The sequence below is a fragment of the Tabrizicola soli genome, assembly GCF_015999335.1.
GTDB classification, from domain to species: domain Bacteria; phylum Pseudomonadota; class Alphaproteobacteria; order Rhodobacterales; family Rhodobacteraceae; genus Tabrizicola; species Tabrizicola soli.
Genome location: NZ_JAEACP010000026.1, coordinates 22,833 through 48,225, shown reverse-complemented (window position 1 = coordinate 48,225; position 25,393 = coordinate 22,833). Strand labels below are relative to the sequence as shown.

Annotated in this window: 22 protein-coding genes; 13 read left to right on the top strand and 9 right to left on the bottom strand. The window is 67.8% G+C overall.

The window, feature by feature from the left end:
• Nucleotides 1-6 precede the first annotated feature (6 nt).
• From I7S92_RS20220 to I7S92_RS20160, 13 genes are all read left to right on the top strand, one after another.
• On the top strand, nt 7-645 hold the full coding sequence (locus tag I7S92_RS20220) for a hypothetical protein (RefSeq protein ID WP_197647324.1): 639 nt from the start codon (nt 7-9) through the stop codon (nt 643-645).
• Entirely contained in the window at nt 642-983 is a 342-nt protein-coding gene (locus I7S92_RS20215; RefSeq protein WP_197647323.1) for a hypothetical protein, read from the top strand. The genes I7S92_RS20220 and I7S92_RS20215 overlap by 4 nt, the downstream gene beginning before the upstream one ends.
• Before the next feature lie 135 nt (nt 984-1,118).
• Entirely contained in the window at nt 1,119-2,201 is a 1,083-nt protein-coding gene (locus tag I7S92_RS20210; protein WP_197647322.1) for a transporter substrate-binding protein, read from the top strand.
• Nucleotides 2,198-2,806: an ANTAR domain-containing response regulator gene (locus tag I7S92_RS20205; RefSeq protein ID WP_197647321.1), complete on the top strand. Its 609-nt coding sequence runs from the start codon at nt 2,198-2,200 to the stop codon at nt 2,804-2,806. The genes I7S92_RS20210 and I7S92_RS20205 overlap by 4 nt, the downstream gene beginning before the upstream one ends.
• A complete protein-coding gene (locus I7S92_RS20200) occupies nt 2,793-3,671 on the top strand; it encodes an ABC transporter permease (protein WP_197647320.1) in 879 nt (292 codons plus the stop codon). Before I7S92_RS20205 ends, I7S92_RS20200 begins: the two co-directional genes overlap by 14 nt.
• Nucleotides 3,671-4,591, top strand: a complete 921-nt coding sequence (locus I7S92_RS20195; RefSeq protein WP_197647319.1) for an ABC transporter permease — start codon at nt 3,671-3,673, stop codon at nt 4,589-4,591. The genes I7S92_RS20200 and I7S92_RS20195 overlap by 1 nt, the downstream gene beginning before the upstream one ends.
• Before the next feature lie 18 nt (nt 4,592-4,609).
• On the top strand, nt 4,610-6,223 hold the full coding sequence (locus I7S92_RS20190) for an ABC transporter substrate-binding protein (protein WP_197647318.1): 1,614 nt from the start codon (nt 4,610-4,612) through the stop codon (nt 6,221-6,223).
• Complete coding sequence (locus I7S92_RS20185) at nt 6,223-7,182, top strand: acetamidase/formamidase family protein (protein WP_197647317.1); 960 nt, start codon at nt 6,223-6,225, stop codon at nt 7,180-7,182. Before I7S92_RS20190 ends, I7S92_RS20185 begins: the two co-directional genes overlap by 1 nt.
• 17 nt (nt 7,183-7,199) lie before the next feature.
• Nucleotides 7,200-8,969 carry an ABC transporter ATP-binding protein gene (locus I7S92_RS20180; RefSeq protein WP_435532923.1) on the top strand — a complete coding sequence of 590 codons (1,770 nt, stop codon included), beginning with the start codon at nt 7,200-7,202 and terminating at the stop codon, nt 8,967-8,969.
• A 210-nt stretch (nt 8,970-9,179) separates the two neighbouring features.
• Nucleotides 9,180-10,772 carry an ABC transporter substrate-binding protein gene (locus I7S92_RS20175; protein ID WP_197647315.1) on the top strand — a complete coding sequence of 531 codons (1,593 nt, stop codon included), beginning with the start codon at nt 9,180-9,182 and terminating at the stop codon, nt 10,770-10,772.
• Between the two features lie 10 nt (nt 10,773-10,782).
• Entirely contained in the window at nt 10,783-11,739 is a 957-nt protein-coding gene (locus tag I7S92_RS20170) for an ABC transporter permease (protein ID WP_197647314.1), read from the top strand.
• Nucleotides 11,736-12,551: an ABC transporter permease gene (locus I7S92_RS20165; RefSeq protein ID WP_197647313.1), complete on the top strand. Its 816-nt coding sequence runs from the start codon at nt 11,736-11,738 to the stop codon at nt 12,549-12,551. The genes I7S92_RS20170 and I7S92_RS20165 overlap by 4 nt, the downstream gene beginning before the upstream one ends.
• Nucleotides 12,544-14,181 carry an ABC transporter ATP-binding protein gene (locus I7S92_RS20160; protein ID WP_197647312.1) on the top strand — a complete coding sequence of 546 codons (1,638 nt, stop codon included), beginning with the start codon at nt 12,544-12,546 and terminating at the stop codon, nt 14,179-14,181. Before I7S92_RS20165 ends, I7S92_RS20160 begins: the two co-directional genes overlap by 8 nt.
• A gap of 42 nt (nt 14,182-14,223) precedes the next feature.
• On the opposite strand, the gene pheT is transcribed toward I7S92_RS20160, so the two are convergent.
• The 9 genes from pheT to I7S92_RS20115 form a co-directional block, all read right to left on the bottom strand.
• Complete coding sequence (gene pheT, locus I7S92_RS20155) at nt 14,224-16,641, bottom strand: phenylalanine--tRNA ligase subunit beta (RefSeq protein ID WP_197647311.1); 2,418 nt, start codon at nt 16,639-16,641, stop codon at nt 14,224-14,226.
• Between the two features lie 58 nt (nt 16,642-16,699).
• A complete protein-coding gene (locus I7S92_RS20150) occupies nt 16,700-17,422 on the bottom strand; it encodes a heparan-alpha-glucosaminide N-acetyltransferase (RefSeq protein ID WP_197647310.1) in 723 nt (240 codons plus the stop codon).
• 247 nt (nt 17,423-17,669) lie between these two features.
• Nucleotides 17,670-18,635, bottom strand: coding sequence for an ornithine cyclodeaminase family protein (locus tag I7S92_RS20145; protein ID WP_197647309.1), 966 nt, complete (start codon nt 18,633-18,635; stop codon nt 17,670-17,672).
• A 9-nt stretch (nt 18,636-18,644) separates the two neighbouring features.
• On the bottom strand, nt 18,645-20,126 hold the full coding sequence (locus I7S92_RS20140; RefSeq protein WP_197647308.1) for an FAD-dependent oxidoreductase: 1,482 nt from the start codon (nt 20,124-20,126) through the stop codon (nt 18,645-18,647).
• Between the two features lie 55 nt (nt 20,127-20,181).
• A complete protein-coding gene (locus I7S92_RS20135) occupies nt 20,182-21,000 on the bottom strand; it encodes a substrate-binding periplasmic protein (RefSeq protein ID WP_197647307.1) in 819 nt (272 codons plus the stop codon).
• 33 nt (nt 21,001-21,033) lie between these two features.
• The gene (locus I7S92_RS20130) at nt 21,034-21,720 is read right to left on the bottom strand and encodes an amino acid ABC transporter permease (protein WP_197647306.1); all 687 of its coding nucleotides are present in this window, start codon (nt 21,718-21,720) and stop codon (nt 21,034-21,036) included.
• Nucleotides 21,720-22,364, bottom strand: coding sequence for an amino acid ABC transporter permease (locus I7S92_RS20125; RefSeq protein ID WP_197647305.1), 645 nt, complete (start codon nt 22,362-22,364; stop codon nt 21,720-21,722). Before I7S92_RS20125 ends, I7S92_RS20130 begins: the two co-directional genes overlap by 1 nt.
• Entirely contained in the window at nt 22,361-23,203 is an 843-nt protein-coding gene (locus I7S92_RS20120) for an amino acid ABC transporter ATP-binding protein (RefSeq protein ID WP_277922985.1), read from the bottom strand. Before I7S92_RS20120 ends, I7S92_RS20125 begins: the two co-directional genes overlap by 4 nt.
• A 9-nt stretch (nt 23,204-23,212) precedes the next feature.
• Nucleotides 23,213-25,264 (bottom strand): NADH:flavin oxidoreductase, encoded by a 2,052-nt coding sequence (locus tag I7S92_RS20115; RefSeq protein WP_197647304.1) that lies wholly within the window; start codon nt 25,262-25,264, stop codon nt 23,213-23,215.
• Nucleotides 25,265-25,393 lie beyond the last annotated feature (129 nt).

The following is a 25,393-nucleotide window of genomic DNA, read 5'->3' as shown; positions in this document are numbered from 1 at the left end:
CTTCCCATGACCAGACTGCTTGCGGCGCTGCTGCTTGTGCTTGCAGGGCCAGCCAGAGCCGATCCCGTGACCGACAGTCTCTTTGCCGAAGGGATCTTCTCCGCCCTGCCGGCCGGGCAGGAGATTCACTACGCCCATGTCCGCAACGGGCCCGCCGCCCCGGAGTTCCTGCCGGTGGCGGAAGGGAGCATGGTGCTGGCGAGGGACGGTACGGAGGGCCTTGTGCTGACCCTGGTCGCGGATGGCCGCAGCCGCAAACTGCCGGAGTTTCCGGCCGGGGGCGGCAATCCGGTGTTGCTGGTCTTTCTGGAATCCGTCGCGCGCAGCATGGCCACGCTGACCGGCGGCAGCCCGTTCTACATCCGCAACCGCATCAAGGACGCCCTGCGCGAGGGCGGCGATCTGGACGAGGTCAGCCAGCCGCTCGGCGCGGGCAGGGTCGCGGCCAAGGTCGTGACCCTGCACCCGTTCGAGGCCGACCCGAACCGCGGGCGGATGGGCGAGTTCGCCGGGCTGAGCCTGCGCTTCGTGATCTCGGACTCGGTTCCCGGACATTTCCTGAGCCTGAGCGCCGATATACCCGGTTCTGGCGCAGGCTATCACGAGACCATCACGCTGATGGATACCGGAAAGGATGGCAAATGACACGCATTCTGCACGCCTTGCCCCTGCTCTTCCTTCTGCCGGCCGAGGCCCAGACCCTGCCGGTGAACGATTATCCGACCGAGGCGCGGGCGGATTATGTCTTCGGCTGCATGGCGGCGAACGGCCAGACGCCGGACGCGCTTCGCCGCTGCTCCTGCGCGATCGACGTGATCGCCACGATCCTGCCCTATGACGCCTATGTATCCGCCGAGACTGTTCTGGCCATGCGGCAGACCTCGGGCGAGCGATCGACGCTTTTCCGCGACACCGCCCCGGCAAACGGCTTTGTCGCCGATCTGCGCCGCGCCGAGGCCGAGGCCGAGATCCTCTGCTTCTGACGGCCCCGCAGGCATCTTGACTGGCTGGCGGTCCCCTGTAGACTGCGGGAAATCTGGTGAAAAACCGTGCGGCAATCGGGCCCTGGAAGCTGACCTAACGTCGGCGCCGGGGCTTTTTGGCATTCTGGGGACAACTTGACCGGGAAACGACCGATCGAACTGGGTTTGCTGTACTCGCGCTCGGGGGGCTATTCGCTGTTAGCCGAAGCCTGCAGGTCCGGTGCTGCGGCGGCGATTGCCCAGGTCAATGCCGACCCCTCGATCGACCTGGCCTTCCTGCCGGTCGAACGGGATCCCGGCGGCGATCTCGACCGATATGCCCCGCTCTGCGAGGATCTCCTGCGCAACACCGGGACGCGGCACATCCTGGGATGCGTCACCTCCTCCAGCCGCAAGGAGGTGATCCCGGTGCTGGAGAAGCTCGGTGGAACCCTGTGGTATGCCCTGCCCTACGAGGGGTTCGAGGCCTCGGACCATGTGGTCTATACCCATGCCTGCCCAAACCAGCACCTCTTGCCGCTGCTGGACTGGGCGCTGCCCGCCCATGGTGCGCGGGCCTATCTGACCGGATCCAACTACATCTGGGGCTGGGAGATGAACCGTCTTGCCCGCGAGCGGATCACGGCCACCGGGGGCGAGGTGGTGGGCGAGCGTTGCCTGCCGCTGGGATCGACCGAGGTGGGACGGATCCTGGAGGAGATCAAGGCTACGCGCCCGGCCTTCATCCTGAACAACCTTGTCGGGCCGTCATCCTATGAATTCCTTGCCCGGATGCACCGGCTGGCGGCCACCGATCCCGACTTCGCGCCGTCGCGGCGGCCCATCCTGTCGTGCAACCTGACCGAGGCCGAACTGCCCGCCATCGGCCCGGCGGCCGAGGGTCTGGTCTCGGCCGGGCCCTATTTCCGTGGCGCGGCGGCGGGAGGCTTCGGCTCCTCGCCCGAGGCGGCGGCCCATGCGGCGGTGATGGAGCTGGCGCGTCTGCTGAACGGGCGGCCGGGGGCCGAGGCCTTGGCCCTTCCCGCGCTTCTGGACCGGGTGCCCGGTCCCGGCATGATCGACCGCACGACGCATCACACCGCCCTGCCGGTGATGATCGCCCGGGTCGAGGGCGGGATCTTCCGGCCGGTCAAGACGCTGCCCGCGCTGCCCGGCGACCCCTATCTTGCCCGCGACCGCACGCCTGTTGCCGCGCCGCAGCTGCGGGTGGTGTCATGAGGCGCGCGATCCGCATCCAGAACCTTGGCGGCGCGACGGCGGTGATCCTGCACCGCCCCCATCCCACGGTTCAGGCGCTGGAGCGCCAGCTGCGCGCCATCGGCCTGCAGGTCTCCGAGGCCTGGCCCGAGCTTGGCCCCGTGGCGCTGGCGGCGGATTTCGTCTTCTTCGACGCGGACACGGGCCATGACGAGCAGTTTCCCTGGGCGCCGGGGCAAAGCCCGATGCCGATGGTGGCGCTGATCGGGTCCGAGGCTCCGGGGCGGATCGAATGGGCGCTGCGGGCCGGGGCCCATGCGCAACTGCTGAAGCCGGTGGGCGACAACGGCGCCTATTCGGCGCTGCTGATCGCGCGGGATGCCTTCGACGCGCAGCGGGCGCTGACCGTGGAAATCTCGGACCTGCGTCGGCGGCTGGACGAGCGGCAGACGGTCGTGCGGGCCGTTACCCTGCTGGCCGCAAGAGGCGCGCGCGACGATGCGGCGGCCTATGCCCAGCTGCGCCAGATGGCGATGGCCTGGCGCGTCAGCTTCGAGGACGCCGCCGCCCGCGTGGTGGCCATGCTGACCGCCGCCCCCGAGGAGGCCCGCGATGACCGTGGCTGACGCGTCCTTCACGCCGCCCTCGCCGCTGCGGCGGCTGATGCGGCGCAAGCTGGCGCTGCTGGGCCTGGCGCTGATCGCGCTGGTGGTGGCGGGTGCGGTGCTTGCGCCCTGGATTGCGCCCTATGCCCCGGACGAACAGCTGTTCGACGGGCTGACGCTGGAAGGCGCGCCGCTGCCGCCCGACGCACGCTTCATCTTCGGTACCGACCTTCTGGGCCGCGACCTGTTCACCCGCATCCTCTACGGTGCGCAGACCTCGCTGGTGATCGGCGTGGTGGCGAACGGGCTGGCGCTGATCATCGGCACGCTGGTCGGCATCACCGCGGGCTATTTCCGCGGCTGGATCGGGGCGGTGCTGATGCGCTTCACCGACCTGATGATGGCCTTCCCCGCGCTCTTGCTGGCGATCTGCCTGGCCGCGATCTTCCAGCCCTCGCTCTGGATCGTCGCCATGGTCATCGCGCTGGTGAACTGGGTCCAGGCCGCGCGGGTGATCTATACCGAGACCTCCTCGCTGGCGACGCGCGACTTCATCGCAGCCGAGCGCACTTTGGGGGCGGGCACGGGGCGGATCCTCTTCCGCCACATCCTGCCGCATCTGGTGCCGACGATCATCGTCTGGGGCACGCTGGGCATCTCGACCACCGTGCTGCTGGAGGCGACGCTGTCCTTCCTTGGCGTGGGCGTGCAGCCGCCGACGCCGAGCTGGGGCAACATCATCTTCGAGAACCAGACCTGGTTCCAGACCGCACCCTGGCTGGTCTTCATCCCCGGCGCGGCGATCATCCTCCTGGCGCTGGCCTTCAACCTGGTGGGCGACGCCCTGCGCGACGTGCTGGATCCGACGCAGCGGGGACGTGACTGATGGCCGCCTATCTGATCCGCCGCCTGCTGGTGTCCGCGCTGATCCTTCTGGGGGTCAGCTTCATCACCTTCGTCCTGCTCTACGTCCTGCCCGCCGATCCGGTGCGCCAGATCGCCGGCCGCTCGGCCACCGCCGAGACGGTCGAGAACATCCGCCGCGAGTTGGGCCTCGACCGGCCATTCCTGATCCAGTACGGCCGCTACCTCGCCGGGCTGGTGCAGGGCGACCTGGGCCGGAGCTACCTGCAGAAGACCGAGGTGGCCGAGCTGATCGCCTCGCGCCTGCCGGCGACGCTGCTGCTGATGCTGGGGGCCATCGCGGCCGAGCTGGCGCTGGGCCTGACGCTGGGCATCGTCGCGGCGCTGAAACGCGGCACGATGCTGGACCAGACGCTGATGATGACCAGCTTCGTCACCGTCTCGGCCCCGCAATTCGTGGTGGGCCTGCTGCTGCTCTACGTCTTTGCGGTCAAGCTCGGCTGGTTCCCGATCGGCGGCTACGGCAGCTTCGCCCATCTGGTGCTGCCGGCGCTGACGCTGGGGATCCTGGGATCGGGTTGGTATTCCCGGATGATGCGCTCCTCGATGATCGAGGTCCTGCGCGCCGATTATGTCCGCACCGCCCGCGCCAAGGGACTGGGCCGCGCCCGCGTGGTGCTGGGCCATGCGCTGCCCAACGCGATCCTGCCGATCATCGCCATGATCGGCATCGACATCGGCATCTTCATGGGCGGCATCGTCGTGGTGGAAAGCGTGTTCGGCTGGCCCGGCATCGGCCAGCTGGCCTGGCAGGCGATCCAGCGCGTCGACATCCCGATCATCATGGGCGTCACGCTGGTCTCGGCCTTTGCCATCGTGCTGGGCAACCTGCTGGCCGATCTGGTCGCCCCGCTGATCGATCCCCGCATCAAGCTGAAATGACAACAGAGGAGAAACGGAATGAAACACCTTCTTGCTTCCACGGCCCTGATCCTGTCACTGGCGCTTCCCGCCGCGGCGCAGGACTACGCGCCGGACCCGAACGCCAAGGCGGGCGGCTCGATCGTCCTGACCTACAAGGACGACGTGGCCACGCTGGACCCGGCCATCGGCTATGACTGGCAGAACTGGTCGATGATCAAGTCGCTGTTCGACGGGCTGATGGACTATGTCCCCGGCACGACCACGCTGCGGCCGGGCCTGGCGGAAAGCTACGAGATCTCGCCCGACGGTCTGGTCTACACCTTCAAGCTGCGCCCCGGCGTCAAGTTCCACAACGGCCGCGAAATGACGGCCGAGGACGTGAAATATTCGCTCGACCGCGTGACGAACCCCGCCACCCAGTCGCCGGGCGCGGGCTTCTTCGCCTCGATCGCCGGCTTCGACGCGGCGGGCGAGGGCGGGCTGTCGGGGGTCGAGGTCGTCGATCCGCAGACCGTGAAGATCACGCTGACCCGTCCCGACGCGACCTTCCTGCATGTCATGGCGCTGAACTTTTCCTTCGTCGTGCCGAAAGAGGTGGTCGAGGCTGAGGGTGCGGACTTCGGCAAGAAGCCGGTGGGCACCGGGGCCTTCAAGCTGACGGAATGGACGCTGGGCCAGCGGCTGGTGTTCGAGAAGAACCCCGACTACTGGATCGCGGGCGTGCCCTATCTGGACAGCTTCACCGTCGAAGTCGGGCAAGAGCCGGTCGTGGCGCTGCTGCGGTTGCAGAACGGCGAGGTGGACATTCCCGGCGACGGCATTCCTCCGGCCAAGTTCCAGGAGGTGATGGCCGATCCCGTACAGGCCGAGCGCGTGGTCAAGGGTGGGCAGCTGCACACCGGCTATGTCACGATGAACGTCACGCAGCCGCCTTTCGACAAGGTCGAGGTGCGCAAGGCCGTCAACATGGCGATCAACAAGGACCGCGTGGTCCAGATCATCAACGGCCGCGCCGTCCCGGCGAACCAGCCGCTGCCGCCCTCGATGCCGGGCTATACCAGGGATTACGGCGGGTATCCCTATGACGTGGAAGGCGCAAAGAAGCTTCTGGCCGACGCGGGCTATCCCGACGGCTTCGAGACCGAGCTTTTCGTGATGAACACCGACCCGAACCCGCGCATCGCCCAGGCCATCCAGCAGGACCTTGCCGCCATCGGCATCAAGGCCACGATCCAGAGCCTTGCCCAGGCCAACGTGATCGAGGCCGGCGGCGCAGGCACAGCGCCGATGATCTGGTCTGGCGGCATGGCCTGGATCGCCGACTTCCCCGATCCGTCGAACTTCTTCGGCCCGATCCTCAGCTGCGCCGGCGCGGGCGAGGGCGGCTGGAACTGGTCGAAATACTGCAACGAGGCGCTGGACGCCAAGGCGGTCGAGGCCGACAGCATGTTCGATCCGGCCAAGTCCGAAGAGCGGCTGAAGCTCTGGTCCGACGTTTACATGGGCGTGATGGATGACGCGCCCTGGGCGCCGGTCTTCAACGAGGAACGCTACACGATGAAGTCCGAGCGGCTGGGCGGCGCCGATGAGCTGTTCGTCGATCCGGTCTCGATCCCGGTGAACTACGACTACGTCTGGGTCAAAGAGTAATGTGCAAGGCCTGCGACTACACCATCCACGGCGCGCAGCACCATTTCGGCTGGGACAATTCCCTGCCTCCGGCGCTGCGGGCCGAACCGGGATCGACGATCCTGTTCCATTGTCAGGATTCCTCGGCGGGCCAGCTTGGCCCGTCGTCCACGCTCGCCGATGTGCAGGCGCTGGATTTCGGCCGGATCAACCCAGTCTCCGGCCCGATCTTCGTCGAGGGCGCCAGGCCCGGCGATGCGCTGAAGGTGACGATCGAGAGCTTCACTCCGCAGGCCTTCGACGGGCGCGGCTTTGGCTGGACGGCCAACATCCCGGGCTTCGGCCTCCTGGCCGACCAGTTCCCCGACCCGGCGCTGAACGTCTGGTCCTATGATCCGGCCAGCCTTGCCCCCGCGCTGTGGGGCAAGGAGGCCCGCGTGCCGCTGAAGCCCTTCGCGGGCACCATCGGCAACGCCCCTGCCGAGGCCGGCCACCATTCGGTGGTCCCGCCCCGGCGCGTGGGCGGCAACCTCGACATCCGCGACCTCGCGGCGGGCACGACGCTTTACCTGCCGGTCGAGGTCGAGGGCGCGCTGTTCAGCGTGGGCGATACCCATGCCGCGCAGGGCGATGGCGAGGTCTGCGGCACCGCCATCGAAAGCCCGATGGACGTGGTCCTGACGCTGGACGTGGTGAAGGGCGCGAACCTGAAGACCCCGCGCTTCACCACGCCGGGTCCGGTCACGCGCCATCTGGACGCCAAGGGCTACGAGGTGACGACCGGCATCGGGCCCGACCTCATGTCTGGGGCGCGGGACGCGGTGTCGAACATGGTCGATCTCCTCTGTGCGCAGCGGGGGATTTCGGCGGTGGACGCCTACATGCTCTGCTCGGTCTGCGGCGACCTGCGGATCTCCGAGATCGTCGACATGCCGAACTGGGTGGTCAGCTTCTACTTCCCCCGCTGCGTCTTCGAATGACGCCGGCGGCAGGGATCATGCAAAGCCGCTCCGGGGCGGCGCCCGCCCCGGAGGATGCGGCCGTGCTGTCGGTGCGAGGCCTCTGCGTCTCGGTCCGCACCGAGGCGGGCCTGCGCCCGCTGGTGCGGGACCTTTCCTTCTCGCTGCGCCGGGGCGAGACCCTGTGCATCGCCGGGGAAAGCGGCTCGGGCAAGTCCATCACCTCGCTGGCGATCATGGGGCTGCTGCCGCCCCCGGCCGTGCGGGTGACGGGCGGCAGCATCCGCCTGCATGACACCGAGCTGACCGCGCTGCCCGAGGCCCGGATGCGCGGGATCCGGGGCGAGCGGGTGGCGATGATCTTCCAGGAGCCGATGACCAGCCTGAACCCGGTCATGACCATCGGCACCCAGCTGGCCGAGGCGATCCGCGCCCATGCGCAGGTCGGCCGCGCCGAGGCGCGCTCCCGTGCGCTGGCGGCGCTGCGCGCCGTCCGGCTTTCGCAGCCGGAACGGCGGATGGGTCAATACCCGCATGAATTGTCCGGCGGGATGCGCCAGCGCGTGATGATCGCCATGGCCCTGGCCCTGCGCCCCGAGGTGCTGATCGCCGATGAACCGACCACCGCGCTGGACGTGACCGTGCAGCGCGAGGTGCTGGACCTTCTGCGCGATCTTCAGCGCGATACCGGCATGGCCATCATTCTGATCACGCATGACATGGGCGTCGTGGCCGAAATGGCCGACCGCGTGATCGTGATGCGCAACGGCTCCATGGTCGAGGAAGCCCCGGTCGAGCGTCTGTTTTCCGACCCGCAGGCCGATTACACCCGCGACCTGCTGGCCGCCGTGCCGCGCATGGGGCAGGGCGCGGGCCGGCCGGCCGTGGCGGATGCCCCGGTGGCGCGGCTGTCCGACGTGGTGGTGCGCTTTCCCCTGAAGGGCGGACTTCTGGGCCGCACCACGCATCATGTCCACGCGGTCGAGCAGGTCAGCTTCGACATCCGCCGGGGCGAGACCTTCGCCCTGGTGGGCGAATCCGGCTGCGGCAAATCCACCATCGCCAAGGCCATGGTGGGCCTCGTGCCGCATCAGGGCCGGATCGAGGTGGCGGGCGAGACGCTTTCCGCCGTGGATCCCGGCGGGATGAAACAACTGCGCCGCCGGATCCAGATGGTGTTCCAGGATCCGATGGCCGCGCTTGATCCGCGCATGACCGTGGGCGACCAGATCGCCGAGCCGCTTGTGATCCACGGCATCGGCGACGCCGCCGGCCGACGTGCCCGGGCAGCCGACCTGATGCAGCGCGTCGGGCTTACGGCCGACCAGCTGGCGCGCTATCCGCACGAATTCTCGGGCGGGCAGCGCCAGCGCATCTGCATTGCCCGCGCCCTTGCGCTGCAACCGGACCTGATCATCGCCGACGAAAGCGTCAGCGCGCTGGACGTCAGCGTCCAGGCCCGCGTGCTGGAGCTCTTGCGCACGCTGCAAAAGGAATTCGGCATCGCCTTCCTGTTCATCAGTCACGACATGGCCGTGGTCGAGAACATCTCGGACCGGGTGGCGGTGATGTATCTGGGCCAGATCGTCGAAATGGGCACCCGCGCCCAGATCTTCGGCAATCCGCAACATTCCTACACCCGCCGCCTGATCCAGGCGGTCCCGGTTCCCGACCCCGGCCACCGCCGTCCGCCGGGCGTGCGACCGACGGGCGACGTGCCAAGTCCGGTCCATCCCGCGGGCTCCGGCCCGGCCCGGGTCCGGCTGGTCGACCGGGGTGCGGGGCATATGGTGGCGGTCGAGGACTAGCCCGCCCGGCCGATCCGCAAATCCGGCGGCCGCTACGGGATCGGGCTTGCACAGCGATTCGCATCGGTCTGGCGGCGTCGCCCGACAGGAAATGCGGCCCCGGCGGTGCGAAAAGCTTGCTCTGTGGCGGGCTTCGCAGTCTAGTGGCCTTCCACCACATAACAAGAATCCCCCGGGGAAACTCCGGGTCTGCAAGCAGGGAGACACCAGATGAACGATGCAAGCCAGCGGCTGGACCATATGATCGAGGACGTGCGGCGCGGTCGGATGACGCGGCGCGAATTCGTCGGCCGCTCGACGGCGCTCGGCCTTTCGGCGGGGCTTGCCGGCGCGCTTTTCACCAAGGCCGCCCATGCGGAGCCGAAGAAGGGCGGGACGCTCCGCGCGGGCCTTGCCGGCGGCGAAAGCACCAACACGCTGGACCCGGCGCTGGCCGCTTCGGTCGTGCCGCAGGTCGGCAACGCGCAATGGGGCGAGCAACTGGTCGACATGACCCCCGAGGGCCAGGTCGAGATGCGGATCGCCGAGGAAGTTACCTCCTCGCCCGATTCCAAGGTCTGGACCTTCAAGATCCGCCAGGGCGTGGAATTCTCGAACGGCAAGACCGTGACGGCCGAGGACGTGATGGCGACCTACAAGCGGCACACCGACGAGAATGCGCAATCCGGCGCGCTGGGCATCGTCAAGGGCATCTCCGAGATGAAGGCCGAGGGCGACAAGCTTGAGGTCACGCTGGAATTCCCCTCGGCAGACCTTCCCTACCTGCTGACCGACTATCACCTGATCATCCAGCCCGGTGGCGGCTATGACGATCCGACCGCCGGCATCGGCGCCGGTCCCTATCTGCTGGAATCTTTCGAGCCGGGCGTCCGCTACGCCTACAAGAAGAACCCCAACTACTTCGACCCGAACACCGGCCACGCCGATGAGATCGAGATCCTGTCGATCAACGACAACACCGCCCGCACCGCAGCCCTGCAGGCAGGGCAGGTCCACATGATCAACCGGGTCGATCCGAAGATCGTGGAGCTTCTGAAGGGCGTGTCGGGGGTGCAGGTGCGCCGGGCCGTGGGCCGGGGTCACTATGTCTTCATCATGCATGTCGACAAGGCGCCCTTTGACAACAACGACCTGCGCATGGCGCTGAAATACGGCATCAACCGGCAGGAGATGGTGGACAAGGTCCTGGGCGGCCTCGGCTCGCGCGGGAACGACTTTCCGATCAACGCCGCCTATCCCTTGTTCGACGACAGCATCGAGCAGCGCGAATACGATGCCGCCAAGGCCAAGGAATATTACGACAAGTCCGGCCATGACGGCAGCCCGATCATCCTGCGCAGCGCCCCCGGCGCCTTCCCCGGCGCGGTGGATGCGGCCAACCTGTTTGCCGCCTCGGCCAATGCGGCGGGCATCCCGCTGCAGATCCAGCTTGAGCCCGATGACGGCTACTGGACCAACGTCTGGAACGTCGAACCCTTCTGCGCCAGCTATTGGGGCGGTCGCCCGACCCAGGACCAGATGTATTCCACCGCCTATCTGTCGACGGCGGAATGGAACGACACCAAGTTCAAGAACGCCAAGTTCGACGAGCTTCTGATGGCGGCCCGGGCCGAGCTGGACCAGGACAAGCGCAAGGGCATGTACTCCGAGATGGCCCATATCGTCCGCGACGAGGGCGGCCTGATCCTGCCGATGTTCAACGAGTTCGTCGCAGGCGTCAGCGATGCGGTCGGCGGCTGGATCGATGATCCCAACGCCGAGATGATGAACTACCGCGCCCCATCGAAGTGCTGGCTCGCCTGAGGCTCCGCCGGTGCATCTGATCGTCAGACTTCTGGTCCAGCGCGTCGCGCTGGGCCTGCTTCTGCTTCTGGCCGTCTCGGCTGTGATCTTCCTGGGCGTCGAGGCCCTGCCGGGAGATACCGCGCAGGCGATCCTTGGCCAGTCGGCCACGCCGCAGGCGCTTGCCAACCTGCGCGAGAAACTGGGCCTGAACGAGCCGCCGCTGACCCGCTATTTCGCCTGGCTGGGCGGCATCCTGACCGGCGACCTGGGCAAGGCGCTGACCAATGGCGCCGACATCGCGCAATCCATCGGCCAGAGGCTGGGCAACACGCTGTTCCTTGCCGGCTGCGCCGCCGCAATCGCGGTGCCGCTGGCGATCATCCTGGGCCTGATCGCGGCGCGCTATGCCGGCAGATGGCCGGACAAGGTGATCTCGGGCATCACGCTCTCCACCGTCTCGCTGCCGGAATTCGTTGCGGCCTATTTCGTGATCTACCTGCTGACGCAACTGATCCCGGTGTTCCAGCCCGTCGCCATGGTCTTCCCCGGCATGGGCTTCTGGGCCAAGCTGCACGCTGTGGCGCTGCCGGTCATCGTGCTGGTGCTGGTGGTGCTGGCGCACATGATGCGGATGACCCGGGCGGCGATCCTGAACGTCATGCAATCCGCCTATATCGAGACGGCCGAGCTCAAGGGCCTTTCGCCCATGGCTGTCGTCTGGCGCCACGCCTTCCCCAATGCCATCGCGCCGGTGGTCTCGGTGGTGATGCTGAACCTGGCCTATCTGGTGGTCGGCGTCGTCGTGGTCGAGGTGGTCTTCGGCTACAACGCCCTCGGCCAGTATCTGGTCGACCATGTGACCAAGCGCGACCTGCCGGTGGTGCAGGCGGTCGGGTTGATCTTCGCCGCGGTCTACATCTTCCTGAACATGGCGGCCGACATCATCGGCATCCTTGCCAACCCCCGCCTGAGGCACCCGAAATGAGGATACCGATCTCCGCCCTCATCGGGCTGGTGCTGACCGGCGGCTTCCTGTTCATCGCGGTCTTCGCCCATCTCATCGCGCCCTATCCGATCGACGCCCCGGTGGGCGGCGTCTGGGAGGGCCCCTCGGCGCAGTTCTGGCTGGGCACCGACACCATCGGCCGCGACATCCTTTCGCGGCTGATCTACGGCGCGCAGATCACCATCTTCGTGGCGCTGGCCTCCTCGGTGCTGGCCTTCTCGCTTGGGGCCTTCCTCGGCTTTCTCGCGGCGGTGAAGGGCGGCTGGATCGATCAGCTCCTGTCGCGGGCGGTCGATCTGGTCATGGCGATCCCGGCGCTGATCGTGGCGCTGGTGCTGCTCTCGGTCCTGCCGCTGAACCTGACCGTGCTGATCCTCGTCATCGGCGTCCTCGATTCAACCCGCGTTTTCCGCCTCTCGCGCGCCGTCGCCGCCGATATCGCGGTGATGGAATATGTCGAGGCCGCCAGGCTGCGCGGCGAAAAGGGCGGCTGGGTGATCTTCCGCGAGATCCTGCCCAACGCCCTGTCGCCCCTGGTGGCCGAGTTCGGCCTGCGCTTCATCTTCGCCGTCCTCTTCATCTCGACCCTGTCCTTCCTCGGCCTTGGTGTGCAGCCGCCGCTGGCCGACTGGGGCGGCATGGTGAAGGAGAACAAGGACGGGCTGATCTACGGCAAATCGGCTGCGCTTCTGCCGGCCGGGGCCATCGCCGCGCTGGCGATCAGCGTCAACCTGGTCGCGGACTGGATCCTGACCCGCACCTCCAGCCTGAAAGGGGGCCGCGGTGGCTGACGATCTCCTGCTCGACATCAAGGGCCTCGTGATCGAGGCCACCGCCTACCCGCCCGGCGAGCCGCCGAAGGAGGTGACGCTGGTCCATGGCGTCGACCTGCAGCTTCAGCGCGGTCGCGTGCTGGGGCTGATCGGCGAATCCGGGGCTGGCAAGTCCACCATCGGCCTTTCCGCCATGTCCTATGGACGGGGCGGGGTACGGCTGACCGGGGGCACGATCCGGCTGAACGGTCGCGACATCCGCACCGCCCCGCCTGCCGCCCTGCGCGCCCTGCGGGGGAGGGAAGTCACCTATGTCTCGCAATCCGCCGCCGCGTCGTTCAACCCGGCGAAGCGGCTGATGGAGCAGGTGATCGAAACCTCGCTCTCGCATGGCCTGATGGGCCGGGCCGAGGCCGAGGCGCGGGCGGTCGCGCTGTTCCGCAAGCTGGGCCTGCCCTCGCCCGAAACCATCGGCCGCCGCTATCCGCACCAGGTCTCGGGCGGGCAGTTGCAGCGGGTGATGACGGCGATGGCGCTGTGCCCCAAGCCCGATCTGGTGATCTTCGACGAGCCCACCACGGCGCTGGACGTGACCACGCAGATCGACGTGCTGGCCGCGATCAAGGAGGCGATCCGCGACACGCAGGTGGCCGCGCTCTACATCACCCATGACCTAGCCGTGGTGGCGCAGGTTGCCGACGACATCATGGTCCTGCGCCACGGCCGGATGGTCGAGCTTGGCACCACCGACCAGGTGATCAACGCCCCACGTGAGGATTATACCCGCGCGCTGGTCTCGGTCCGGTCGCTGGAACATGCCGAAAAGCCGCCCGCCCCGCCGGTGCTGTCGATCCAGAACGTCACCGCCCGCTATCGCGGCACGAATTTCGACGTGCTGAAGAACGTCTCGCTCGACCTGCCGGCCGGGCAGACCCTGGCGGTGGTGGGCGAATCCGGCTCGGGCAAGTCCACCCTCGCGCGGGCGATCACCGGCCTCCTGCCGCCGAGGTCGGGCCGGATCACCTTTGCCGGGCGGACGCTGTCGAACGACATGGCGGGCCGGTCACGGGACGACCTGCGCGAGATCCAGATGATCTACCAGATGGCCGACACCGCGATGAACCCGCGCCAGACCGTGGGCACGATCATCGGCCGCCCGCTGGAGCTGTATTTCGGCCTGAAAGGGGCCGAGCGGGACCGGCGGGTGCAAGAGCTTCTGGATCAGATCGAGATGGGCAAGGGCTTTGCCGCCCGCTACCCGGCCGAACTTTCCGGTGGCCAGAAGCAGCGCGTCTGCATCGCCCGCGCGCTGGCCGCCAAGCCGAAGCTGATCATCTGCGACGAGGTGACCTCGGCGCTGGACCCTCTGGTGGCGGACGGGATCCTGAAGCTTCTCCTGAACCTTCAGGCCGAAAGTCAGGTGGCCTATCTCTTCATCACCCATGATCTTGCGACGGTGCGGGCGATCTCGGACAAGATCGCCGTGATGTTCAAGGGCGCGGTGGTGCGCTACGGCCAGAAGAGCGACGTGCTGGCCCCGCCCTTCGACGACTACACCGACCTGTTGCTCTCGTCCGTCCCCGAGATGGAACTGGGCTGGCTGGAGCGGGTCATCGCCCACCGCAGGATGGTCGGCGCGGGGAACTGACGTCACGGGGGCAGGCGGCACTCGGACCGCCCGCCTGCCCGGTCAGGCGCGCAGGCTGCCGCCGGTGGCCTTCGTCACCTTCTCGATGATCTTTGCGGAAACCGCCTCGATCTCGGCCTCGGTCAGGGTCTTGTCCTGCGGTTGCAGCCGGACGGTCAGGGCGATCGACTTCTTGCCCGATCCCATCTGCGCCTCGGCTTTCTCGCCGGCGAACTGGTCGAAGACGCGCACGCTTTCGATCAGCGCCTTGTCGGCGCCCTGCGCGGCGTTGACGGCGGTCAGCGCCTCGACCCGGGCGTCGACGACGAAGGCGAAGTCACGTTCCACCGCCTGCAGGTCGCTGATCGCCAGCGCCGGGCGGGTCGGCGTCTTGACCTTGGGCGCGGGGATATTGGCGACAAGTACGGTGAAGGCAACGGCGGGGCCCTTCACCTCCATCGCCTGCAACACGCGCGGATGAACCTCGCCGAAGGTCGCCATCGCGTTCGGCCCCAGGCCGATCACGCCGGAGCGGCCGGGGTGCCACCATTGCGCGACCTTGCGGCTGATCTGCACCCGTGCCGGCGCGCCGAGGGCGGCAAGGACGGCCTCGGCATCGGCCTTGGCGTCGAAGACGTCGATCATCCGGCGGCTGCCGTGGGGGTCGCGGCCCGCCGCCGCGCCGACCAGCAGGCCCGCAGCCTGCAGGTGCTGCTCGCCCGGCTCCCCGCCGTGGAAGGCGGGACCGATCTCGAAGAGCGCGAGGTCCATGAAGCCGCGCGCCTGGTTCCTTGCCGCCGCCGCGAGGAGGCCGGGCAGGAGGTCGGGGCGCAGATGCGTCATCTCGGAGGAGATCGGGTTTTCCACCCGCACCGCATCCGTGCCGCCGCCGAACAGCGCCGCCGCCCTGGCGTCGATGAAGCTGTAGGTTACGCATTCGTTGTAGCCGAGCGCCGCGATGGTGCGCCGCGCGGTCCGTTCACGCACCTGGAGCGGCGTCAGGATCGGACGTGGCACACCCGGCTGCGTCCGGGCCATCGGCGCGCCCTGCAGTTTCGTCAGGCTGGCGATGCGGGCGACTTCCTCGACCAGGTCGGCGTCGCCCAGGATATCGGGCCGCCAGCTTGGAGGCGTCACGTCATTGCCGTCCAGAACGAAGCCCAAAGCCTCCAGCGTGGCGCGCTGGCTGGCCTCGGGGATCTCCATGCCGACGAGGCTGACCACGCGGGCGGGGTCCAGCCGGTAGCTGCGGGTCGGGTCGATGGGGGCGCCGTCCTGCACCACGGTTCCGGCCTCGCCGCCGCAGAGGTCGAGGACCATCTGCGTCGCCAGCTCCAGTCCCGGCAGAGTGAAGGCGGGGTCCACGCCGCGCTCGAAGCGGTAGCGGGCGTCGGAGTTGATCTTCAGCGCGCGGCCGGTCGCGGCGATGGTGATCGGGTCCCACCAAGCCGATTCAAGGAATACGTCGGTCGTCTCCGGCGTGCAGCCCGAAGTCTCGCCGCCCATGATCCCGGCGAGCGATTCCGGGCCGTGGTCGTCGGCGATGACCATCTGGCCGGGGGTCAATGTGTAGGTCTTGCCGTCCAGCGCCAGCAGGGTTTCCCCTTCCCGCGCGGGACGGATATGGAGGTCGCCCCTGACCTTGGCCGCATCGAAGACATGCAGCGGGCGGTTCAGCCCGAAGGTGAAGTAGTTGGTGATGTCCACCAGTGCCGAGATCGGCCGCAGCCCGATGGCCTTCAGCCGCGCCTGCATCCAGTCGGGCGAGGGGCCGTTCGTCACGCCGCGGATCAGACGGCCGGCGAAATGCGGGCAGCCCTTGGCCTTCAAGCCTGCGTCGATATGGACGGCTATGGGGGTGGGGAATTTGCCCTCGACCGGCGTCACGGTGACGGGCTTCAGCTTGCCCAGGCCCCGCGCGGCCAGATCGCGCGCAATCCCGTGGATCCCCAGCGCATCGGGGCGGTTGGGGGTGACCTTGATCTCGACCACCGGGTCGTTGACGCCCTTCCAGTCGATGTAGCGCACGCCCAGGGGCGCGTCGGCGGGCAGCTCGATGATGCCGTCATGGTTGTCCGACAGCATCAGCTCACGTTCCGAGCAGAGCATCCCGTTGGAATCCACGCCGCGGATATTGCCGGGTTTCAGGTCGACGCCGGTGCCGGGGACATGGGTGCCGGGGGGCGCGAAGACGCCGACGAGGCCGGTCCTGGCATTGGGCGCGCCGCAGACGACCTGGACTTCCTCGGTCCGGCCGCCGGGGCCTTCCGGGTAGGTTTCCACCCGACAGACGCGGAGGCGGTCGGCGTTCGGGTGCTGGACGGCCTCGATCACCCGGCAGATGCGGAACGGTCCCAGTGCTGCGGCAGGGTCCTCGATGCCCTCGACCTCCAGCCCCAGGTCGGTCAGCGCCTCGGCCAGCGCCTCGGTGCCGGCTTCGGTTTCAAGGTGATCTTTCAGCCAGGACAGGGTGAACTTCATCGGATCGGCTCCCAAACTTCGGGTCGGGATTACCGGAAAGCGACGGGAAGGGAAAGCGTCAGGACGCGACCCGGGCGTAGAGGTTGAACAGGCCGAAAAGGATGGGCTGGTGGATCAGGTAGATCACCAGGCTGTGGCGGCCGGGGAAGGACAGGGCGCGGGTCAGCCGGGTGGGGGTGGCGCCGCGCCAGAGGTCAAGGCGGACGGCCTTGGCAAGGGCGACGCCAGCCAGTGCCGGTGCGGCCCAGGGGATCAGCGGGACATAATCGCCCATCATCGGACGGCTTTCGGCCAGGCCGGTCCAGACCAGCCACAGCGGGTCGAAGGCCGCAGAACGCGGCCCCCAGGCGGCGGCAAGGATCAGCGCGGAGAGGGCAAGCGTCACGGGCCAGGGCAGGCGCAGCGCGATCAGGCAAAGGAGGCTGGCGGCGGCGATGGCGTGGAGGATGCCGAACAGGATCGTTCCGCCGGGCACAAGCCAGATGCTGGCGATGCTCACCAGAAGCGCGCCCCCCGCGATCCTGGCGAAGCGGGTCCAGAAGGCGGGCCAGCGGATGCCGCGGCCATGCGCCAGCCAGAGGCTGACGCCCGAGAGGAACAGGAAGCTGCCGGCGATCATCCGGGCGAAATAGTACCAGAACGGCCGGCCCATCGTGTCGGGGGCGATATAGCCGAACAGGGCAAGGTCGAAGGTGAAGTGGAAGGCGACCATGCAGAGGATCGCCAGCGTCCGCGCAAGGTCAAGCGGGATCAGGCGTGGGCTGGGCGCGGCAAGGGTCATCGCCGGCCAGAGTGGCGCGGATCGCCTCGGGCCGCAAGCTCTCCGGCTGGCCGGGCGGGCCGGGATTCCGACGGCCGCGAAAATCGGGCGTCTGACGGGGGTGCTCGGCTCCCGGTTCTCCGCCGGCAAGGCCTACGATCGTCGCGATTTCCCGGTGTGCCGTCCGGCCATGCCGGCCAGGACTTCCCCGGCGCCATGCCGCGATTTGCCGGAACGAACTTCAGTTGCCTCGGCAACGCCGCTGGACTCAGGCATCGAGGCCGAGCCTTCCGTGCGTCGCTGCTTGATGCTGGTACAGACGCTCCGCCGTGAAAAGGTCGAGGTGGCCGCCGCCGCAGTTCTTGAAGACGGTGATCTCCTCGCGCGAGCTTCTTCCGGGGTGGCGGCCGGTGCAAAGATCGAAGAGGTCGGCCTCGGGTCCGGTGACCAGCCCTTCGGCCACAGGCGCGGCCCCGTCTCCCGAGGCGGCGAAGCCCGCGCGGTGGTCGCAGAACATCCTGCCGGCGCGGCGCACCGTTTCGGCGTCCGCCTCGCGCATGGTCGGAAGATAGGCGCCGATCAGGTCGACATGTGCCCCGGGCTTCAGGTATCGGCCGCGGATCACCGGAGCGGTGGCCATCGTCACGGCGCTGATGATGTCGGCCTCGGGCAGGGCCGCATCGAGGTCGTCGATCACCGTGACCTCGCGACCGGGACCGCGCAAGGTTCGGGCCATGGCCTCGGCGCGGGGTCGCGTGCGGTTCCAGATCAGGATCCGGCGGACCGGCCGGACGGCCGCGATCGCTTCGGCCACGAAAGGCGCGAGGCCACCGGCCCCGGCGATGGCCAGGACTTCGGCGTCCGGTCGCGACAGCAGGGCGGCGCCCAGGGCCGAATCCGCGGCGGTCTTGCGGTAGGTCAACGCCGCGCCGTCGCAAGTCATCAGCGGTCGCCCGGTCGCTCCGTCGAACAGCGCGACGAGGCCCTGGATCGAAGGCTCCGGCAGCGCGCGGGAGGGATTGTCCGGAAAGACGCCCACCAGCTTCACCGCGATCGACCGGCCGCCCGACCAGGCGGTCAGGTTGACGAACTGGTCGCCGCTGCCATCCGGCGCGTCGAAGATCGCAGTGGTGGCATCCGGCTTGGACCTTGCCGCATGGGCCAGGCGCAGCGCCTCTACCAGGTCCGGCCACGGCAGGCCCGCGTGAACCGCCTCGGCGTCGAGATGAAGCATGCCTCGTCCTCAGGTTGGGCGCGCGTAGTGCAGCGCGGTCTGTCTCTGGAACCGTTCCACCTCGTCGCGTGTCCGGGACGAGGTCCACCCGAGCAGGGGAGCGGCGATGCGCGCGGCTTCTTCGGCATGGGGCAGGCCGAGGTCCGGTTCCCACCCGACGCTCAGGCGGCGTCGCAGGATTCCGGCGAGGCTCCTCGCCTGTTCCTGTTCGATCGCATGGGCGACGGACAGCTCGCTGACCCGGTCGCCGTCCGGCACCGCTTTCGCGGAGTAATCGATCGGCAGGGACGGACCCGAGGGGCGGAGCCGCCGTGCCACGGCCGCCGTGAGGCGGCGCCCGGCGTCGCGGTGCGTCATCAACAGGCCGCCGGTGAACACGAAGAAATTCGGCATGCCCCTTTCGGTCAGGTCGTGCTCCATCACCTCCATCGTACCGAGCGGATGTCCGTCCTGTGCCGTGCGCGGCCGTGCCCCCGCCCAGGAAAAGACCACGTCCTTTCGCGACAGGCCGAGGTCGGGGAACAGCAGCGCAAGCTCGTTCAGGATCGCGTCGATCTCCTGGCCGGTGGCGCGGAAATCCTCGCGCCGGCCGTCCGAAGGGCTGTCCCATGGGCCGACATAATGCAGATCGCCCCAGGGAATGAGGTAGAAGGCCATCCCGGTCGAGGTCACGGTGTCCAGGCCGATCCCGCGGAACCGCTCGGGCAGGCGCAGCACGATGTTGGTGCCCTTGGCGCCGGAGTTCAGGCGCGCGCCGTTCGCCCCGGTAAGCGCCGTCACCTCGTCGACCCAGACCCCGGCGCAGTTGACCACTGCGCGGGTCCGCACCTCGCGGGGGCCATCGGCGGTCGCCAATGTCACGCGCCACCCCTCGCCGTCGCGGGCGATGCTCACGACCGGAGTGTAGTTCAACGCCTGGCACCCGGCGTCGCGGGCCTTCATGATCGTGTCGATGACGATGCGCTCGGGCCAGAGATACTGATATTCGGTGAAACTGATCGCGCCGCTGATCGCGTCCAGCCCGGCCAGACCCTGAAGGACCGGCGTCCGTCGTGCCTCGTCCGGCGACAGCACCCGAAGATCGAGCGGGGTGGAGCCGCGGTCGAACAGCTGCATCATCCTGAAGGCCAGCTTCGCCTTCCAGACCGGGATCGCATTTTCCCGCGTGAGCGGCACGAAGAAGGTGATCGGCCTTACCCGTTCCGGCGAGGTCTTCACGAACTCCGCGCGTCCTTGCATCGCCCGCCGTGTCAGTTCCATGCTCTTCAGTGCGAAGCGCGGATTCAGCAGGAATGCGGCCATCGAGTTGCCCGCGGGCGAGAAATAGGACAGGCCGCAATGCTGAAGCCGCGACGTGCGGCTGGAGGCGCCCGAGGCATAGTCGCCGCGTTCCGCCAGCAGGGTGCGATACCCGGCGGCCGTCAGGTGCTGCGCGGCCGCCGCGGCGATGATTCCGCCGCCGACCACCACGGCGTCGTAGATCCCGGTCATCCTGGTTCCCCCGATGTCGTGGCGGCGCCCGGACAGGGCGCCGCCGGTCCTCGCGTCACTCGATCAGGCGCGGCTCGCCGGTTTCGGCGGCCGAGGCGTCAAGCCCGTGGGCGGCAAGGATTTCGGCGATCTTGCCGGTTTCGTGCAGCTGCTTGATGGCCGCGTCCATGCCGGCAAGCATCTCGGCGTTGTCCTTGTTGATCGGGAAGGTGCCCTGGCCGGCTTCCTGCGATGCGCCGATCCGCTCGTCGGGCTCGATCACCTTGATCTGGATGCCCTCCAGCCCGCCCTGCGCCTGGGCGACCACGCCGATCGAATTGCCGTCCACCGCGGCATCGAGGCGGCCCGCCACCAGGTCCTGCTGCATGGCGACCGAGTCGGGATAGAGCTTCAGGTTTTCGCCAAGGATCTCGCGCAGGTCGTTGACCCAGAGGTTGCCCTGGACCGAACCGACCGTGCCGGATTCGATATCGGCGAATTTGGTGTGCCCGGCCTTGGAGTAGATCGCCATCTGATCGACATAGAGAGGCGCGGACAGCAGGACGACACGGGCGCGCTCGGCCGTGCGGTACCAGTCCCCGGTCGAGATATCGGCCTTTCCGGCGATCACCGACTGGATGCCCGACGCTGCATCGGAGGGGACCGCCTTCACCTCGAGGCAGGCGAGCTTGGCGATCTCGGCCGCGATCGCCCCGTCGACACCCTGCATCTGGCCATTGGTGTCGATGTAGGAATAGGGCGCATAGGTCACCGCGGCGATGGTCAGATAGCCCTCCTCGACGGTGGGGAAGCTGACGGTGGGCGTGCAGTCCTGCGCTGCCAGCGGGCTGGCGCAGATCAGAAGGGCGGCGGCCAGGGTCATTCTCGGGATCATCGTTGCATTCCTCCTGTTGGGACTCTTGTTGATCTATCGGCGCGCATAGGCGCCGGCCCGGTGCTCGATCCATCCCACAAGGAACGAGGCCGGTATGCAGACCGCCGCGAAGAACAGGCCGGCGACGGCGAGTGCGGGAAAGTAGTAGAAATACATCGAGCCGATGTCGTAGGCGCGGCTGACGATTTCCGGCAGGGCGATGGCGAAGCAGAGCGAGGTGCCCTGGAAGACGAGGATGGCAAAGCCCATCAGCGCCGGCACGGCGATCCTCAGGCCCTGGGGCAGGATGACGAAGCGCAATTCGTCCAGCGCCGACAGGCCGAGGGCGTGGGACGCCTCGCGCTGGCCCGCGGGAACCGCGTCAAGCCCGGCGCGGATGATTTCGGATGTGTAGGCGCCGGTGTTCCAGCTGATCGCGACCACGGCCGCAAGGAAGGCCGACAGGGACAATCCGGCGGACGGCAGGCCGAAGTAGACCAGCTGCAGCAGCACCAGCGCCGGCGCGCCCCGCCCGATCTCGACCAGGGCAAGGCTTGCAAGCCGAAGCACCTTTCGCCGCGACTGCACCCCGAGCGCCAGCAGGAAACCCATCGGGATGCCAAGCGCCAGCGAGGCGGCCGTCACTTCGAGCGATATGATGAAACCGTTCCAGAACCCCGGCAGCCAGGACTGCACATCCGCCCAGGTAACGCCCATCAGAAGGGAATCGAGGATGTCCATCAGCGTGCTACCTTCGCCCTCAGCTTGCGTTCCGCGGTGCGCGACAGCCAGGCCACCGGCAGGCTCAGCGCGATGTAGCAGGCCCCCACCACGGTAAAGGGCAGGAGGCCCTCGAAGCTCATCTGCGAGACCTGCTTGCCCCGGTAGGCTAGTTCCGCGACGCCGATGGTCGAGGCGATGGCGCTGTCCTTCATCAGGCCGATCACGTAGGTGGCCGAGGGTGGCAGGGCCACGCGCACCATCTGCGGCGCCATCACGTCACGCCAGATGCTGAGGCGGGACAGGTTCAGCGCATGCGCGGCTTCCCATTGGCCGGCGCTGATCGAGACCATCCCCCCGCGGTAGATCTCGGCCATGTTGACCGCGGCGATGATCCCGAAGGCGGCGACCGCGGCGACGAAGGGGGACAGGTTGATCAGCCCGGTCCCGATGCCGAAATAAAGCAGGAAGACCCACAGGATCGGCGGCAGCGCCCGGATGAAGGCGATGATGGCGATCATCGCCACCTTGAGCGGCATGAAGGAACTTTCCCGCAGCAGCATGATCGGAAAGCCCAGGACAGCGCCGACGAAGAACGCGCCGCCGGTCAGCGCCAGGGTCAGCGGGATGCCATAGGCGATGTGGACCAGGTGCCCCCAGGTCATCTGTCGTTCACCGCGCGCAGGAACCGGCGCGCGCGCTCGGTCTGCGGATTGCGGATCACTTCGCGGCTCGGGCCGTATTCCAGGATCTGGCCGTCGGCCATGATCATCGTGTGTTCCGACACGTTTTCGGCAAAGCCCATCTCGTGGGTGACGACGATCATCGTCATGCCGCTGGACGCCAGCTCGCGCATCACGGCCAGCACCTCGAGCCCCAGTTCGGGATCCAGCGCCGACGTCGGCTCGTCGAAGAGCATCACCTTGGGGTCCAGCGCCAGGGCGCGGGCGATGGCGATGCGCTGCTGCTGGCCGCCGGAACAGCGCACCGGATACTGGTGCGCCTTGTCCGCCAGCCCGACCCGCTCGAGCAGGCCCATCGAGACCTCGTCGGCCTCGCGACGGCTGCGGCCGAGGGTGCGTTCCTGCGCAAGGCTGACATTGCGTAGCACTGTCATATGCGGAAACAGGTTGAACGACTGGAAGACCATGCCCAACTGCCGCCGGAGCGTGGTGATCTGCTCCTTGCCCACGGGCTTGCTGCAATCCAGCGACAGGTCGCCCACGGTGATCCTGCCGCTGTTCGCCGGCTCAAGCCAGTTGATGCAGCGCAAAAGCGTCGACTTGCCCGACCCCGAGGGCCCGATGATGGCCAGCACATCCCCCTGCAGGACCGAAAGGTTGATGTCCTGCAGTGCCTGGAAGGTCCCGAAGCTCTTCGACAGGTGATCCAGCTTGATCACCGGCCGCGATGGTTCGGGGGCCGGGGACCCGGAGGCGGAAGGCGCGCCGAGCGGCGAGGGGGAAAGCGCCTTCATCCGGGCAACGTCCAGGTCGTAAGCCATTGCATCGCCTCAAAGATCCTTGCACAGCCGGAGGGAGTCGTAGATTGCGGCGTGGATGTTGCGACTGGTGACGGCATCGCCGACACGGAACAGCCGGAACGATCCTTCCGGGTTCAGCTGGAGGGACTGGGGACGGCCGGCCAGAAGCGCATCGACATCGGTCACCCCGTCGTTCGAGGACAGCGCGCGACAGTCGTGATAGATGTCGTCCGCTGGCACGGTCCCATGCTCGACCACGACATGGTCGACGATCCTCTCGATGTCCGGGCCGCCATATTCGTTGCTGAAGGTCGCCCTCAGCTTGTTTCCCACCCGCTCGATCCCGGCAAGGCGCGAGTCCGGGGTGATCGTCACCCCCTTGCGGTAGAAGTTCCGCAGGAAGATCGAGAAATTCTGCGTCCCCATGTCGATCGCCGCCGCCCGGTCCGCGGTCACATATTCGACCCTGGCATCGGCGTGTCCGGCCAGATGGTCGGCGCAGGAAGGGGCCGCAGGCTGGCCGTTGTCATCGTAGACAAGGATGTCTCCGGTCAGCTGGGCCCCGGCCAGCGCGTCCCAGACGCTGGTCGCCAGCTCTCCACCCGGCACGAAATCGGTATCGGGCAGGCCGCCGGTGGCGACGATCACCACGTCGGGCCTTTCGGCCTCGACCTCGTCCCGGCCGGCCATCACGTTCCACCGGATCGTCACGCCCAGCCGCTCGAGCTGCGCGGCGTACCAGTCGACGATTCCGATCAGATCCTTGCGCCAGGCGGCCAGCGCCGCGATGCGGATCTGGCCGCCCAACTGGGTGCCGGCTTCGAACAGCGTGACATCGTGCCCGCGTTCGGCGCTGACGCGCGCGGCCTCCAGCCCCGCCGGGCCGCCGCCCACGACGACCACGCGTTTCGGCAGTCCATCAGCCTTGCGGATCACATGGGGCACCGATGCCTCACGCCCGGTGGCCGCATTGTGGAGACAAAGCGCATCCGCCCCCTGCGAGACGCGGTCGAGGCAGTAACTGGCGCCGACACAGGGCCGGATCTCCTGTTCCCGCCCTTCGGCGATCTTCCGCACGATATGCGGGTCGGCGATATGGGCGCGGGTCATGCCGACGAGGTCGAGGATCCCCTCCGAGACCGCATGGCGTGCGGTGGCGATGTCGGCGATGCGGCAGGCGTGGATCAGCGGCAGTTTCACGTGTCTGCGGAACTCGGCCACCCGGGAGAGCCAGGGCGCCAGGGGCGACCACATGCCGGGAATGTGCTGCGCCAGCGCGTAATGGGTTTCGATATGGCCGAAATTGACGGTCATGTAGTCGACGAGGCCGCTTTCGGCCACCATCTGCGCCGCCTCGATGCCTTCGGACAGGCCGTAGCCGCCCTTCATGTCCTCGCTCGCCCCGAAACGTATGCCAAGGATGTAGTCGTCGCCCACGGCGGCCCGCACCTCCTGGAGCATCTCCATGGTGAAGCGCAGCCGGTTCTCCAGCGACCCGCCGTATTCGTCGTCGCGGAGGTTGGTGGCAGGAGAGAGGAACTGGTCCGGCAGGTGGCCGTGCGCCAGGATTTCGGTCCCGTCCAACCCGCCCTTGCGGCAACGCCGCGCCGCCGCCGCATAGGCCGCGATGATGCGCCGGATGTCATGGCGATCCATCGCGCGCGGAAAGGCGCGGTGGGCCGGTTCCCGAACGGGCGAAGGCGCGACGACCGGCAGCCAGTTGCCCGAGTTCCAGGTCGTCCTCCGGCCAAGGTGCGAGATCTGGCAGATCAGCCCGCAGTCATGGCGGTGGATGCGGTCGGCGAATTCCTGGAACCACGGGATGATCTCGTCATTGCTGACGTCGATCTGGCCGAAGACCGAAGGCGTGTCCGGCGCCACGAAGGACGACCCGCCGAACATGGTGAGACCGATTCCGCCCTTGGCCTTCTCCTCGTGGTACAGTTGATAGCGAAGCTTCGGCTTGCCGTCCTCGGCATAGGCGGGGGCGTGGGGCGTGCTGACGATGCGGTTCTTCACCGTCAGATGCCCGAGCCGCAATGGTTGGAGGAGCGGATCGCGGACGGGCTGGGCATCGTTCATCGGAGTACCGGCGCTTGGAGGAGAGTTTCATGGATGTTTCCTCATGAAAAACTTCATGTCAACAAAAACCTGGAATCCCCGGAAACCTGCATGTAATGTCGGTGCAGGGGGCTGTCGGCCCCCGTTTGG

Bases quoted from the DNA above. Each gene is read 5' to 3' on its own strand.
- I7S92_RS20205 (WP_197647321.1), top strand. From the start codon at position 2,198: ATGAGGCGCGCGATCCGCATCCAGAACCTTGGCGGCGCGACGGCGGTG.
- I7S92_RS20140 (WP_197647308.1), bottom strand. From the start codon at position 20,126: ATGACCGGGATCTACGACGCCGTGGTGGTCGGCGGCGGAATCATCGCC.
- I7S92_RS20220 (WP_197647324.1), top strand. From the start codon at position 7: ATGACCAGACTGCTTGCGGCGCTGCTGCTTGTGCTTGCAGGGCCAGCC.
- I7S92_RS20215 (WP_197647323.1), top strand. From the start codon at position 642: ATGACACGCATTCTGCACGCCTTGCCCCTGCTCTTCCTTCTGCCGGCC.
- I7S92_RS20135 (WP_197647307.1), bottom strand. From the start codon at position 21,000: ATGATCCCGAGAATGACCCTGGCCGCCGCCCTTCTGATCTGCGCCAGC.
- I7S92_RS20180 (WP_435532923.1), top strand. From the start codon at position 7,200: ATGCAAAGCCGCTCCGGGGCGGCGCCCGCCCCGGAGGATGCGGCCGTG.
- I7S92_RS20195 (WP_197647319.1), top strand. From the start codon at position 3,671: ATGGCCGCCTATCTGATCCGCCGCCTGCTGGTGTCCGCGCTGATCCTT.
- I7S92_RS20130 (WP_197647306.1), bottom strand. From the start codon at position 21,720: ATGGACATCCTCGATTCCCTTCTGATGGGCGTTACCTGGGCGGATGTG.
- I7S92_RS20175 (WP_197647315.1), top strand. From the start codon at position 9,180: ATGAACGATGCAAGCCAGCGGCTGGACCATATGATCGAGGACGTGCGG.
- I7S92_RS20145 (WP_197647309.1), bottom strand. From the start codon at position 18,635: ATGCTTCATCTCGACGCCGAGGCGGTTCACGCGGGCCTGCCGTGGCCG.
- pheT (WP_197647311.1), bottom strand. From the start codon at position 16,641: ATGAAGTTCACCCTGTCCTGGCTGAAAGATCACCTTGAAACCGAAGCC.
- I7S92_RS20125 (WP_197647305.1), bottom strand. From the start codon at position 22,364: ATGACCTGGGGGCACCTGGTCCACATCGCCTATGGCATCCCGCTGACC.
- I7S92_RS20120 (WP_277922985.1), bottom strand. From the start codon at position 23,203: ATGGCTTACGACCTGGACGTTGCCCGGATGAAGGCGCTTTCCCCCTCG.
- I7S92_RS20165 (WP_197647313.1), top strand. From the start codon at position 11,736: ATGAGGATACCGATCTCCGCCCTCATCGGGCTGGTGCTGACCGGCGGC.
- I7S92_RS20115 (WP_197647304.1), bottom strand. From the start codon at position 25,264: ATGAACGATGCCCAGCCCGTCCGCGATCCGCTCCTCCAACCATTGCGG.
- I7S92_RS20200 (WP_197647320.1), top strand. From the start codon at position 2,793: ATGACCGTGGCTGACGCGTCCTTCACGCCGCCCTCGCCGCTGCGGCGG.
- I7S92_RS20190 (WP_197647318.1), top strand. From the start codon at position 4,610: ATGAAACACCTTCTTGCTTCCACGGCCCTGATCCTGTCACTGGCGCTT.
- I7S92_RS20185 (WP_197647317.1), top strand. From the start codon at position 6,223: ATGTGCAAGGCCTGCGACTACACCATCCACGGCGCGCAGCACCATTTC.
- I7S92_RS20150 (WP_197647310.1), bottom strand. From the start codon at position 17,422: ATGACCCTTGCCGCGCCCAGCCCACGCCTGATCCCGCTTGACCTTGCG.